The sequence below is a fragment of the Streptomyces sp. NPDC032198 genome (genome assembly GCF_040636975.1).
GTDB lineage: Bacteria > Actinomycetota > Actinomycetes > Streptomycetales > Streptomycetaceae > Streptomyces.
In genome coordinates this window covers 13,487-28,594 of sequence record NZ_JBEZVL010000026.1, presented here as the reverse complement: position 1 = coordinate 28,594, position 15,108 = coordinate 13,487, and the positions used below count along the sequence as shown (strand labels likewise).

General features: G+C 72.9%; 1 protein-coding gene. It reads right to left on the bottom strand.

Features of this window, described 5'->3' with window-relative positions; genetic code table 11:
* Positions 1-28: 28 nt before the first annotated feature.
* Entirely contained in the window at positions 29-15,019 is a 14,991-nt protein-coding gene (locus AB0E78_RS40950) for an amino acid adenylation domain-containing protein (RefSeq protein WP_361844529.1), read from the bottom strand.
* Between the last annotated feature and the right edge of the window lie 89 nt (positions 15,020-15,108).

Below are 15,108 nucleotides of genomic sequence, written 5' to 3'. Positions count from 1 at the left end.
TCGGTTCTCCATCGGTTCGATACCGGCCCTAGATCCGGTCCGTGGTGCTTTCCGGCATGGCATCGAGGAGCCGCGCGGCGAGCGCCGCCGGGTTCTCTATGGGGGCGGCGTGCGTGCCCTCGATCGCGCGGCTGACGAAGGCTCCGTTCGTCAGCGTTCCCCACGCCTCCATCACGGCGCCCGGCATGAGCGGGTCCCCGTTCGCCGACACGGCGACGACCGGAATGCTCAGCGGGTCCCGGGCGACCGCGGGCAGGACCTCGAGGTAGTTCTGCGCGAGCGTCACGTCGGCGCGCAGCGCGGTGACGTAGTCCGCGAAGATCTCCTTGTTGTCCACCACCCGGTCGGGCAGCAGATCGCGGAAGACCTCGGCGAGCTCGTCGGGCCCCGCGGTGTCCCACAGTTCGGAGACCGTGCTCATCCGCTCGGTGATCGGGTTCGGCTCGAGCGGCGGCAGCCCGCAGGCCACGACGAGTGCCAGCTCCGGCGCGTCCGCCAGGCCCTGCAGACGGTGCGCCAGCTCCCAGACCACCCAGGAGCCCTGGCTGTGCCCGTACAGGACGGTCGGCACGCCCGGCCGCTCCGACAGGGCCTCGAACACCGCGTCGACCAGCGGGTCCATGGTGGTCAACGGCGCCTCGTCGGCCCGGCTCTCACGGCCGGGCAGCGCGATCCCCAGCAGCTCGACGCCTTCCGGCACGTAAGGGATCAGCGGTACGTGGGCGCCTGTGGTGCCGCCCATTCCGGATACCGCCACGATGCGCGCGCGGGGCCGGGCCGCGGGCTTGAGCACCCGCAGCCAGGGGCTCTGAGCCGTGGCCGGTACGGCGGCCGCCGTGTTGTCCGGCGCCAGCGTGGCGAGGACGTGGGCCGCCAGGGCCTCGGTGGTCGGGTGCCGGAAGACCACGTCCTTGGCCAGGACGAGCCCGGTGGCACGCGTGAGGCGCTCGCGCAGGGTCACCGCCATCAGCGAGTCCATGCCGAGCTGCTGCAGCGGCTGCCCGGCCGGCACCTCGGCGTGCCCGAGCCCCAGCACACCGGCCACCTCGGCCCGTACGAGATCCGTGGCCAGACCGGCACGGTCGTGCTCGGCGGCCGACGAGAGGCGGGCACGCAGCTCGTCCCCTGCCCCGGCCGACGGCTCATCCGCGTCGTCGGCCATCGCCGTACGCGCCTCTTCGACCCCCCGCAGCAGCGGACGCGGCCGGGCCATCGCGAAGGCCGGTGCGAACCGGGCCCAGTCGATGTCGGCGACACCCAGCGCCACGGAGTCGGACCGCAGGGCGAGTTCGAGCCCGTGCAGCGCGCCCTCCGGGGAGATCGCGCGCAGTCCGCGGGCCCGCAGCTGCTCGTCGGCACCCTCGGTCAGCATGCCGCCGCCCGACCAGCCGCCCCAGTGCAGCACGGTGGCGGGCAGCCCCTTGGCCCTGCGGTACCTGGCGAGGCCGTCGAGCGCGGTGTTCGCCGCGCCGTACGCCCCCTGCCCGCCCGCGCCCCACAGGCTCGCACCGCTGCCGTACAGCAGGAAGGCCGTGAGTGAACGCTGCGACAGGGCGTCGTGCAGGTTCCAGGCGCCGGTCACCTTCGCCGCGAACTCCTCGGCGGCGTCCTCCTCGCGGAGCTCGGCGACGGCTGCGACCCGGGCCATGCCCGCCAGGTGGGCCACCACGGTCAGCGGCCGGTCGCCGGTGTCCGCGTACGCCACCAGCTCATCGGTCTGCCGGGCGTCCGACACGTCGCATGTGCGCAGCTCGACCGGCACTCCCGCGGCGGCCAGTTCCGCCGTCAACTCCGCTGTCTCCGGGGTGGGTTCGGTGTTCCGCGCGGCGAGCACGATCCGTTCGGCGCCCCGGCCGGCCAGCCAGCGGGCCAGCCGCCGGCCAAGGGCACCGGTCCCGCCGGTGATCAGGGCGGTGCCGCTCATCGACCAGGTCTCCCGCGCGACGTTCGGCCGCGCACGGCGCAGCCGCCGTACGAGCCTCCCGCCGGGCCGCAGCGCCACATGGTCCTCGTGGTCGGCCGCGGTCAGCGTACGCACGAGCTGGTCCGCCCACGTCTCGGGCAGCGCCTGCGGCAGATCGACCAGGCCGCCCCAGCGGTGCGGCTCCTCCAGGGCCAGCACACGGCCCAGGCCGCACACCAATGCCTGTCGGTACTGCGGGAGTTCGGCGCCGTCCACGGCGACGGCCCCCCTGGTCAGCGCCCGGACCGGCACCAGCGGGTGGCTGCGGCCGAGCGCCTGCACGACGGCGAGCGTCTGGAAGAACCCGGCGGGCAGGGACGCGGGGCCGTTCTCCTCGTCCAGCGGGCTCAGGGTGAGCACGCCGCTCAGCTCCGCGGGCAGGGCGGCGAGGGCCGCCCCGATCTCCTCGCGGCCGGCCGGCAGGGTCACCGGATGGACCCGCGCACCGGCCCGTTCGAGCACCGACGCCACCTCGTGCGCCGCCACGGCCCCGGCCTCGGGGGCGAGCACGGCCCAGGCCCCGTCGAGGACCGCGGACCCGGCCGCGTCCGCCGACTGCCACGTCTCCTCGTACAGCCAGTCGGCGACCGTGCCCGGCAGCTCCTGCTTTGCCCGCCAGCCGGCCAGGTGAGGCAGCAACTCGGCCATACCGGCGCGCAGTTGCTCCGGCAGTTCGAGCAGGTCGGCGAGGTTCCCCGGCAGACCGCCGCTCACCACGTCCCAGAACGCCTTGTCCGGCGCGGCGGCCACGGGATCGGCCTTCTTCGGGGCGTCCTTCCAGTACCGGCGGCGCTGGAAGGCGTAGCCGGGAAGCCCGGCGACGGCCTCCGCGACACCCCCGTACACGTCCTGCCAGGCGATCGGCGTGCCCAGCGTGTGCAGCCGGGCCACCGCCTCGGTGAGCGCCCGCGTCTCCGGAACGCCCCGGCGCAGGGCCGGCACGGCCACGGCGCCCGCGGTCAGCGACTCGTCGGCCAGCACCGAAAGGACGGCGGCGGGACCGATCTCGAGGAAGCGGCTCGCACCCTGCTCCTCCAGGGCGGTGACGGCGTCCGCGAAGCGCACCGCCTCCCGCACGTGCCGCACCCAGTAGGCGGGATCGGACAGCTCCTCGTACGAAACGGGGGCGCCGGTCAGCGTCGAGACGATCGGCAGCGTTGGCGCACGGTGGGACAGGCCCGCCGCGATCCGCCCGAACTCGGCGAGCATCGGCTCCATCAGCGGCGAGTGGAAGGCGTGGCTCACCGGCAGCCTGCGGGTCTTGCGGCCCGCCTCCGCGAAGTGCGCCCTCACCCGCTCCACGGCTTCCTCCGTCCCCGAGACGACGGACATGGAGGGGCCGTTGAGGGCGGCGATGCCGACGCCCTCGGTCAGGACGGCACGCACCTCCTCCTCCGTCGCGCGGACGGAGGCCATCGCCCCGCCCGCGGGCAGGGCCTGCATCAGCCGGCCCCGGGCGCTCACGATCAGGGCCGCGTCCCGCAGTGACCACACCCCGGCCACATGGGCGGCCGTCAACTCGCCGATGGAGTGCCCGGCCAGTGTGTCCGGCCGCACCCCCCACGATTCGAGCAGCCGGAACAGCGCCACCTCGAAGGCGAACAGCGCGGGCTGCGTGAAGCCCGTCGAGTCCAGCGCCGCACCGTCCTCGTCGAACATGACGTCCTTCAGCGGACGGTCCAGGTGCGCGTCGAGAGCGGCGCACACCTCGTCGAGCGCGGCGGCGAACACCGGGTGTGCCGCGTACAGTTCACGACCCATCCCGGCACGCTGGCTGCCCTGCCCGGTGAAGAGTACGGCGAGGCCGCCCACCACGGGACGCCCCTGGACGACGCGGTCGTCCGTCCGTTCCTCGGCCAACGCGCGCAGGCCGTCCCGCAGTTCGGTCACCGATCCGGCGACGACCGCCGCCCGGGCGTCGAAGTGGGTGCGGCGCAGTGCGGCGGTGAACGCGAGGTCCGCCGGGTCCACGTCGGTCCGGCCGTCGAGCCAGCCGGCCCACCGGCCCGCCTGGGCCCGCAGCGCCGTCTCGTCGCGCCCCGACAGGAGCAGCGGCAGCTCCGTGCCGCCGCCCGCCGCGGGCCGCTCCGGTGCCGTACCGGCAGGCGCCTGTTCGAGCACCACGTGGGCGTTGGTGCCGCCGATACCGAACGACGACACACCCGCCCTGCGCGGTCCGTCCTCGGCCCAGTCCCGCAGCTCCGTGTTGACGTAGAACAGCTCCGGGTCAAGACCCAGTTCCGGGTTCGGCCGCTCGAAGTGGAGGCTGGGCACCAGCTTCGCGTGGTGCAGCGAGAGGACCGTCTTGATCAGGCCGGTGACACCGGCCGTCGCGTCGGTGTGGCCGATGTTGGTCTTCACCGAGCCCAGCGCACAGGGCCCGGTCCGCCCGTCGGCCGCGAAGACCTCCTGGAGGGCCTGCACCTCGATCGGGTCGCCGAGGGCCGTGCCCGTCCCGTGCGCCTCCACATAGCCGATGGAGCCGGGCTCCACCCCGGCGGCGGCCTGGGCGGCGGCGATCACCCGGGCCTGGCCCGTCACGCTCGGCGCGGTGAAGCCCACCTTGTCCGAGCCGTCGTTGTTGATCGCGCTGCCGCGCACCACCGCGTAGACGGTGTCACCGGCGGCGAGCGCGTCGGACAGCCGCCGCAGGACCACCACACCGACGCCGTCGCTGAACACGGTGCCCGCGGCGTTCTCGTCGAACGCGCGGCACACCCCGTCCGGAGAGACGATCATGCCGTCCTGGTACGGGTAGCCCTGCTTGAGCGGCACGGAGAGGGAGGCCGCGCCGACCAGCGCCACGTCCGACTCGCCGCGCAGCAGGCTCTCCCGCGCGAGGTGGGTGGCGACGAGCCCGGTCGAGCAGGCCGTCTGGACGTTCAGTGCGGGGCCGCGCAGGTTCAGCTTGTGCGAGACCCGGGGAGCCAGGAAGTCGCCCTTGGTGCCGACCATGGTGCGGTAGAACGCCGACAGGTCCGTGGCGTCGTCCTGGTGGTAGCCGCCGAAGCCGGAACCGCCGTACACCGCGATCCTGCCGTCGAAGCCCGCGGGCACGATCCCCGCGTCCTCGAGACCCTCCCAGGCGCACTCCAGGAACAGCCGGTGCTGCGGGTCCATCACCTCCGCCTCGGCGCGCGAGTAGCCGAAGAACGCGGCGTCGAAGCGGTCCGCGTCCTCGACGTACCCCTTGGCCCTGACGTACGAGGGATCGGCGAGCAGGGCCTCGGGCACGCCCGCCTCCCGCAACTCCGCCTCGGTGAAGTGCCGGACGGAGTCCGTGCCGCTGCGCAGGTTGTGCCAGAACGTCCCGACGTCGGGGGCGCCCGGCAGCCGGCAGGCGAGGCCGACGATGGCGATCGCCTCGTCGTCCGCCCCCGTCCCGACCCGTTCCGCGCGCACGGCCTGTTCGGTGTCACCGCCGAGGAAGGCGGCGAGCCTGCGCACCGTCGGGTAGCGGAACACCGACGACAGCGGGAACTCCCGGCCAAGACCCGCACAGATCAGTTGATGGGCACTGAGCGCCGACATCGAGCTGGCACCCAGCTCGAAGAACCCCTTGTCACGGTCGATGCGCGTGATCCCGAGGACCGACTCCCAGGCACCGGCGACGAGTTCCGCCACCGGCTCGGCACCGCCCACGGGGCTCTGCACACCCTCGTCGGCGGCCCCCGGCTCCGGCAGCCGCTTGACCGCGTCGCGGTCCACCTTGGCGTTCGGGGTGTGCGGAAGCTCCGTCATCGTGACGAAACGCGAGGGCACCATGAACGCGGGGACCTGCCCGGCGAAGTGCGCGGTCAGCTCCTCCCGCGTCGCGCCCTGCGCGGACGGCGTCCAGTACAGGCACAGCTTGGGGTCGCCGGGCACGTCCTCGCGGACGACTGCCGCGCACTCCGCCACGCCCGGGTGCTCGCTGCCGAGCGCCTCGAGCTCACCCAGCTCGATGCGGTGACCGCGCAGTTTCACCTGCGCGTCGGCACGGCCGCAGAACTCCAGGCTGCCGTCCTCGCGATAGCGCACCACATCGCCGGTGCGGTACATCCGGGCGTCTGTGCCTGCCGAGCCTGCCGTGCCTGTCGTGCCCGCGTTGCCCGCCGCGAACGGGTCGGGGAGATAGCGCTCGGCGGTCAGCTCCGGTCGGTCCAAGTAGCCCCGGCTGACGCCGAGTCCGCCGATCCACAGCTCGCCGCGGACCCCTCGCGGGACCCGCCTCCCCGCCCTGTCGAGGAGGTAGAGGTGCGTGTTGTGCACCGCGTCGCCGAGCGACACGTCGCCCGGCCGCACGTCCCAGGTCGAGGACCACACCGTGGTCTCGGTCGGCCCGTAGATGTTGGTGACCTCGCCGCCGCAGTGCGCGAGGAGCTTCGTGGCCAGCGCGCGGTCCAGCGCCTCGCCGCCGACGATCATCCTGTCCAGTCCGGCCAGGAGTTCACGTCCCGCGGTGTCGGCCAGGAGCATCCGCGCGAGCGAAGGCGTGCACTGCAGATGAGTGGGACGGTACGAGCGGTACTCGGGCCACTCGCCGACGCTGCCCCGCGCGATCACCACCCGGTAGCCGCGGGTCAGTGTCCACAGCAGCTCGACCATGGAGATGTCGAACGACGGGCTGGTCACGGCGAGCCAGGTGGCGCCGGGGCCACCGCCGACCCGCTCGTCGACCGCGGCGAAGAAGTTCGCCAGCTGGGCGTGCTCGATCTGCACGCCCTTGGGCCTGCCGGTCGACCCGGACGTGTAGATGACGTGCGACAGGTCGGCGGGCGAGGGGCCCGCGAACTCCGGCAGCGACGCGGATCGCGGGGCCGGCACGTCCTCGAAGGTGAGCACGTCCGCCGCCGCACCGTCGAGTGCGCCGCTGCCCTCCCGCGAGGTGATCAGCACCCGCAGCCCGCTGTCCTGGATGACGTGGTCGACACGCGCCTTCGGGTATCCGGGATCGACCGGCACATAGGCGCCGCCCGCCAGCCAGACGGCGACCACGGACACCACGAGCTGGGCGGACCGCGGCAGATGGATGCCGACGAGCACGTCCGCGCCGACGCCGAGTTCCTGCAGCGTCCCGGCGAGCACCCCGGCCCGCGCGGCCAGTTCGCCGTACGTCAGCTCCTCGCCGTCGCAGACCACGGCGACCGCGTCCGGGGTGCGCCGCACCTGGTCGAGGATGAGGCCGAGCGCCGTGCCCGGCACCGGGCCCGCCGGGTCGAGGAGCCCGCCGCGCTCGGCCAGCCAGGCCAGCTCCTCGTCGGAGATCAGCGGCAGCTCACCGACGCGCGTGGCCGGCTCGCGCACGATCGACGCGAGCAGCGTCTCCATGTTCCTGGCCATGCGCAGCGCCGCCGCGCGGTCCAGGACGTGCGACTGGAACTCCAGCTCGCCGCGCAGCCCCGACGCGTCGGAGACCAGCGTCAGACCGAGCTCGAACTTCGCCGCGCCCCGGACGTTGCCCAGCGTGCTCGCGGACTCCGGACGGGTCCAGGCGTCCTCGCCCTCGCCGAGTTCGGCCGCGCTCGCGCTGATGTAGTTGAACACCGCACGGAAGAAGGGGTTCTCCTCGCCGGTACGCGCACCCGCCGCGACCCGCACGATCTCCGTCAGCGGCGTGCTCTGGTGCTCGAGCACCCCGAGCACCCGGGAGCGCATGCCCCCGAGGAGCTCACCGAACGTGGGGTCGCCCGACAGGTCGCAGCGCAGCGGCAGCGTGTTCGCGAGGAAGCCGGCGAGGTTCGCCGTCCCCTCGACCCGCCGGTTGCCCCACACCGTGCCGACCGCGAAGTCGTCCTGGTCGCAGTACCGCTTCAGGAGCACGGCGAAGGCGCTCAGCAGCACCGTGTAGGGCGTCACGGACGAGGCCGACGCGAGCTGCTCCAGCTCGTCGCGCAGCGCCGCGGGCACCGTGAAGTACACCGCGTCGCCCTCCGCCTCCTCCTCCGGAACAGCCGGGACGGCCGGGCCGGGCGGGAACTCCAGCCGCGGCACACCGGCCAGTTCGCCCTCGAAGAAGTCCAGGGCGGGCGCGAAACGGCCCTCGCGGACACAGCGCTCCTCCCAGAGCGCGTAGTCGCCGAGCTGGTGCTCGACCACCGGCCGCTGAGGCTCCCGGCCGTCCCGGAAGGCGTGGTAGGCCTCGAAGAGATCGTGCAGGAAGAGGCCCGACGACCATCCGTCGGTGATCGAGTGGTGCAGCACGAAGCACAGGAGCTGACCGCCGTCGGGCAGATCGAGCACCAGGCCCCGCACCAGCGGACCGCGGCCCATGTCGAGCGGCCGCAGCTCCTCCTGCCGTACGCGCTCCTCGACCGCTGCGTCGTCCGCGTCGCGGAAGTCCTCGCGCACCAGCGGCACGGCGCACTCCGGGTGCACCACCTGCACCAGTCCGGCGCCGACGGGCCGCAGCGAGGTGCGGAGCGACTCGTGCCGTCCCACCACCCACTCCAGGGCGCGCGCCAGCAGCGCCTGGTCCAGCGGCCGGGCGGCCTGCTGCTTGAACACTGTGTTGTACTGCGGAGATCCGGGCCGCATGCGCTCCATGAACCAGAGCCGCCGCTGGCCCTCCGTCGCCGGGTACTCGACCGTGCCGTCGGCCCGCCCCAGTGCGGGCAGCCCTCCGTCGTCGGCCGTACCGGCGCCCGCCGAGCCCTGGGACACCGGGCCCCGGGACTCCGCGGCAGAGGCGTCGAGGAGCTGCGGCAGCAGGAACTCGGAGATCGCCTGCGGCGTCGGGTGGGCGAACGCGAGGTCGGACGGCAGCGTCGCACCGGTGGCGTCGGCAAGGCGCTTGCGCAGCTCGACCGCCATCAGCGAGTCGATGCCCAGCTCCTTGAGCTCCTGCGCGGTGCCGACGCCCTCCGGTCCGGTGACACCGAGGACGGAGGACACCTCCTGGCGTACGAACTCCGTGAGGAAGTCCGCGCGCCCCTCGGCGGGCGTGGCCGCCAACCGGTCGCGCAGCGACGCCGCGCCCCCGGCCGTGGACTGCGCCGCCTGCCGCAGCCTGGTCTTCGGGCGCACCAGGGCCCGGAAGAGAGCGGGTATCTCGGCACCCGCCTCCCGCTGAAGCAGACCCACGTCGAACTTCACGGGGATGAGTTGTGGTTCGGGGCGGGTGAGTGCGGTGTCGAGGAGGTCGAGGCCTTCGGTGGTGGTGAGTGCTGCGGCGCCGCCGCGTCGCATGCGGGCGAGGTCGGCGTCGGTGAGGTGGGCGGTCATGCCGGTGCCGTTTTGTTCCCATAGGCCCCAGGCGAGGCTGAGGGCGGGTTGTCCGTGGGCGCGGCGGTGGGCGGCGAGGGCGTCGAGGTAGGCGTTGGCGGCGCCGTAGGTGCTTTGTCCGGGGGAGCCGAGTGTGCCGGCGGCGGAGGAGAAGAGGACGAAGGTGGTGAGGTCGAGATTCTTGGTGAGTTCGTGGAGGTGGGTGGCGCCGGTGGCTTTGGGTGCGAAGACGGTGGCCAGGCGTTGGGGGTTCTGGCCGGTGAGGAGGCCGTCGTCGATGATTCCGGCGAGGTGGATGACGGCGGTGAGGGGGCGGTCCAGGGTGGTGAGGAGGTGGGTGGTCTGGTCGGGGTCGGCGATGTCGCAGGCGCGGACGTCGACCGATTCGGCTCCCATCTGGCGTAGTTGGTCGCGCAGTTCGGTGGTTCCGGGGGTGTTGGGTCCTCGGCGTGAGGTGAGCAGGAGGTGGCGTGCGCCGTGTTCTTGTACGAGGCGTTGGGCGACCTGTTGGCCGAGTTCTCCGGTGCCGCCGGTGATCAGGACGGTGCCTTGGGGGTCCAGGGGGCGGGGGACGGTGAGCACGATCTTGCCCGTGTGCCGGCCCTGCCCCATGTGCCGGAACGCTTCGGGCGCGTGCCGCACGTCGTACGTCGACAGCGGCAGCGGCGTGAGCACCCCCTCCTCGAAGAGCCGCGTGAGCTCGACGAACATCTCCGCGATCCGCTCGGGGCCACTCTCGATCAGGTCGAAGGCCTGGTAGTGGACGCCGGGGCGGGTGGTGGCGACATCGGTGGCGTCGCGGATGTCGGTCTTGCCCATTTCCAGGAAGCGGCCGCCTTCGGGGAGGAGGCGCAGGGAGGCGTCGACGAATTCGTGGGCCAGGGAGTTGAGGACGACGTCGAGTTGCTGGTCGGCCCATTTGGTCTCGAAGTGGGTGTTGCGGGAGTGGGCGATGTGGGTGTCGTCCAGGCCCATGCGGTGCAGGGTGTCCCACTTGCCGGGGCTGGCGGTGCCGTAGACCTCGGCGCCCAGGTGCTGGGCGAGTTGGACGGCTGCCATGCCGACGCCGCCTGCTGCCGCGTGCACGAGGACCTTCTCGCCCGCCCGCAGCCCACCCAGATCGACCAGCGCGTAGTAGGCGGTGAGGTAGGCCAGCGGCACCGTCGCCGCCTCGGTGTACGTCAGCGCGTCGGGGATGCGCGCCGTCACCCGCGCGTCGGCCCGCACCTCGGTGCCGAACGTGCCGACGGACAGGCCCATCACGCGGTCCCCGACCCGCAGCCGGGTCACCCCGGATCCGGTCTCGACGACCTCGCCCGCGAACTCCAGGCCCAGTTCGGGCGCGTGCACCATGCCGAGCGCGTTGAGCACGTCCCGGAAGTTGAGCCCGGCGGCCCGGGTACGGACCCGCACCTCGTGCTCGCCGAGCGGCTCGGCGTCGTCCGTCGTCTCGAAGGCGAGGGTGTCAAGGCGGCCCTTCTCCCGCACGGTCAGCCGCCAGGGCGCGTCCCCGCCGGGCGGCGTCAGCGCACTGCCCGGTCCCGCGGCCCGCACCAGGCGCGGGGCGTAGGCCGTCGAGCCGCGCAGTGCCAGCTCGGGCTCACCGGGCAGCGCGAGCGCGGCGGCCAGCAGGGCGGGATCCACGGCCCCCGTGCCCAGGTCGACCAGGCGCAGGGAGCGCTCGTCGTGCTCGGCGCGCGCGGTGCGGACGAGGCCCCAGACCGGGCTGTCGCCGAGCGAGTCCACGCGGTCCCCGGGACGTGCGGCGACGGCATCCCGGGTCACCCAGACGACCTCCGCCGCGGTGAACCGCCCGTCCGACAGGAGCTGTTGGGCCACGGTGAGGACGTCACCGGCGGATTCGGCGACGGTGGACGCCGCTCCGGTGGCCGGGGAGGTCAGGTCCACCACGATCCGGCGGGGCGCCTCCCGGGTGGCGAGCTCCTCGACCGAAGCGGCCGGCTCGACGCCGAGGGCCGGGGCGACCAGACCGCCGGAGCCGAGCACCACCAGTCCGTCGCGCTCGGGTTCCGCGGTCTCCGCCAAGCGGACCTGCTGGAACTCCAGCCGGTAGAGGTGCTCCACGCCCGACTGCTGCTGGGCCTCGCGCAGTTGGGCGGCGGTCGCCCGCTGCATCTCCAGGGCGCCCGCCCGCAGTACGGGAGAGCCCTCGGCGTCGGTCACGAGCACACTGGCCACGGGAGCGTCTCCCGAGCCTTCCAGCATCTCGACCCGCACCAGGAGTTCGTTGCTGCCGGTCGCGTACAGCTCCACGTCCGACCAGGCCGAGGGCAGGAACACCGTGTCCGGGTCCGCCGCGCCGTCCGGTGCCGCGACTCCGGCCAGCACGTGCAGGGCGCCGTCCAGCAGCGCCGGGTGCACGCCGAAGCCGTCGACCGGGCCGCCCTGCTCCGGCAGGACGACGCGGCCGTAGCCGGTGCGTCCGTCCGTCCGCAGCTCCTTGAGGGCCTGGAAACCTTCTCCGTACGTGAACCCCTGCGCGTCCAGGCTCTCGTAGAAGCCGCCCAGGTCGACGGGCTCGGTCCCGGGGACCGGCCACCGGGACAGCTCGGGGACCTGCCCGTCGCCCGCGTCCGGGTTCTCCGGTGACGGGTCGTCCGCGAGGTCGCCCGTGGTGTGCAGCGTCCAGGCGCCCGGGTCCGCGGTGTCCTCGGGCTGGCTGTACACGGCGAAGGGCCGCTTGCCCGACTCGTCGGGGGCCTCGACGCGCAGCTGCAGCCGGATGGCGGAGTCCGCGGTCAGCATCAGGGGCCTGGCCAGGGCCAGTTGGTGCACGCGCGCCGCGCCCACCACGCGGGCCGCGGCCAGCGCCATGTCCAGGAATCCGGTGCCGGGGACCAGCGTCGCCCCGAACACCGCGTGGTCGGCGAGCCAGGGCTGGGTGCGCAGCGAGAGCCGCCCGGAGAGCAGATGGCCCTCCTCGCCGGGCAGGGTGGCGACCGCCGTCAGCCAGCGGTGCCCCGCGGTCGTCAGGCCCGCCGACGCGAGGTCGGCCCCGGTCGTGCCCTGGGTGGCGGGCAGCCAGTAGCGCTCGCGCTGGAAGGCGTACGTCGGCAGGGGCACGGTGCCGGTGCCTGCGAACGCGGCGGACCAGTCGACGCGTACACCGTCGTTGTGCAGCGAGGCGACCGCCCGGGTGAGCGTGTCCGCTTCGGGGCGGTCCTTGCGGACTGCCGCCACGACGAGCGAACTGCTGTCATCCGGGAGGGAGTTGGTGGTCATGGTGGCGGCGGTGCCGTCGGGGCCGAGGTCGAGGTAGCGGGTGGTGCCTTGGTTGTGGAGGGTGGTGATGCCGTGGTGGAAGCGGACGGTTTCGCGGACGTGGCGGGTCCAGTAGTGGGGGGTTTGGATGTCGTGGGTGGCGGGTTGGCCGGTGAGGTTGGAGATGATGTTGATTTTGGGTGGGTGGAAGGTGAGTTTTTCGAGGGTGGTGTGGAATTGGTGGAGCATGCCGTCCATGTGGGGTGAGTGGAAGGCGTGGGAGACGTTGAGCCATTTGGTTTTGCGGCCCTGGTCTTCGAAGTGGGTGGTGAGGGTTTCGACGGCGTGGTCGTCGCCGCTGATGACGAGGCTGGTGGGGCTGTTGATGGCGGCGATGGAGAGTTGGTTGGGGAAGTTTTTGAGGTGGGGGGTGATTTCTTCTTCGGTGGCTTGGATGGCGGCCATGGGGCCGCCGGGGGGTTGGTTTTGCATGAGGCGGGCGCGGGTGGTGACGAGGGTGGCGGCGTCTTGGAGGGTGAGGATGCCGGCGATGTGGGCGGCGGTGATTTCGCCGATGGAGTGGCCGATGAGGTGGTCGGGGGTGATGCCCCAGGATTCGATGAGGCGGTAGAGGGCGGTTTGGAAGGCGAAGAGGCCGGGTTGGGTGTAGGCGGTTTGGTGGAGGGTGTCGCTGGTGAAGACGGTGTCGCGTAGGGGTTGGTCGAGGTGGGGGTCGAGGTGGGTGCAGGCTTCGTCGAAGGCGTGGGCGAAGGTGGGGTAGTGGTGGTAGAGGTCGGTGCCCATGCCGGTGCGTTGGGAGCCTTGGCCGGAGAAGATGAAGGCGAGGGTGCCTTTGTGGGTTTGGCCGGTGGTGATGTTGGGGGCGGTGTGGTGGTTGGCGAGGGTGCGGAGTGCGGTGTGGAGTTGGTGGGTGGTGGTGCCGGTGAGGGTGGCGCGGTGGTCGAAGTGGGTGCGGGTGGTGGCCAGGGCGTGGCCCAGGGTGTGGGGGTCGGTGTCGGGGTGGTTGTCGAGGTGGTCGGCCAGGCGTGCGGCTTGGGCGTGCAGGGCGTTGGCGGTTTTCCCGGAGAGCACCCACGGCACCACAGGGAGGGGCACCGGAGCCCTCTCTTCGGACGCCTCCGCGGACGCGTCCCCGGACGCTTCACCGGTCGTCTCGCTGGCTGACGGCTCGTCGGACGGCGCTGCGTCGGACGGCGCTGCGTCGACGACCCCGGCCGGTTCGAGCTCCGGCGCCTCCTCCAGGACGACATGCGCGTTGGTGCCGCTCACGCCGAACGACGAGATGCCCGCGCGGCGCGGCCGGCCGTCGCTCTCCCAGGGGCGCGCCGCCTCCAGCAGCCGCACCTCACCCGCGGCCCAGTCCACGTGCGAGGTCGGCTCGTCCACGTGGAGGGTCTGCGGCAGCACCCCGTGGCGCATCGCCTGGACCATCTTGATGATGCCCGCGACACCCGCCGCGGCCTGCGTGTGACCCAGGTTGGACTTCACGGAACCCAGATAGAGCGGCCGGTCCTCGGGCCGGTCCTGCCCGTACGTGGCGATCAGGGCCTGGGCCTCGATCGGATCGCCGAGCTTGGTGCCCGTGCCGTGCGCCTCCACCGCGTCGACGTCGGGCGCCGTCAGCCGGGCGTTCTCCAGGGCCTGCTGGATGACGCGCTGCTGTGAGGGGCCGTTGGGGGCGGTCAGGCCGTTGGACGCGCCGTCCTGGTTGACCGCCGAACCGCGCAGCACGGCAAGGACGTGGTGGCCGTTGCGCCGGGCGTCGGAGAGCCGCTCCACGAGCAGCATGCCCACGCCCTCGGACCAGCCGGTGCCGTCCGCGGCCTCCGCGAAGGGCTTGCACCGCCCGTCGGCGGCCAGCCCGCGCTGCCGGGAGAACGCGACGAAGGTGGCGGGGGTCGCCATCACCGTCACACCACCGGCCAGCGCGTAGTCGCACTCGCCCGACCGCAGCGCCTGGATCGCCCAGTGCAGGGCGACCAGCGACGACGAGCACGCCGTGTCCACCGTGACCGCGGGACCCTCGAGGCCCATGGTGTACGCGACCCGGCCCGAGGTGATCGCCCCGGAGTTGCCGTTGCCGAGGAACCCCTCCAGGCCCTCCGGGATGTCACGCAGCCGCGCCACGTGGTCGTGGTACATCAGCCCCGCGAACACACCGGTCTGCGAACCCCGCAGCGAGACGGGGTCGATCCCCGCCGCCTCGACGGCCTCCCAGGACGACTCCAGGAGGAGCCGCTGCTGCGGGTCCATCGCCAGCGCCTCGCGCGGCGAGATCCCGAAGAACCCGGCGTCGAAGTCGGCCGCGTCGTACAGGAATCCACCCTGGCGGGTGTAGGACGTGCCGGTCCGGTCCGGGTCCGGGTCGTAAAGGGCCTCGGTGTCCCAGCCGCGGTCGTCGGGGAACTCCGATATGACGTCCCCGCCGGAGGCCACCAGCTCCCACAGCGCGGCCGGGTCCGTCACCCCGCCCGGGTAACGGCAGGACATGCCGACGATCGCGATCGGCTCGTGCGACGCGTCCTCGACCTGCTGGAGCCTCCCGCGCACCTGCTTCAACTCGGCTGCGGCACGCGCCAGGTATGCACGGAACTTGTCTTCGTTGGACATCTGGTCCTCGCTGAGTTGTGGTGTCGCGTTCGGAGAGGAAAAGGGGGTGCGAAGTCGGAGGGGAAGGGGGGCGAAGGGAGTGCGGAGGA

What these genes read in the sequence shown, in the direction of transcription:
- AB0E78_RS40950 (WP_361844529.1), bottom strand. Translation starts at nt 15,019, where the DNA reads ATGTCCAACGAAGACAAGTTCCGTGCATACCTGGCGCGTGCCGCAGCC.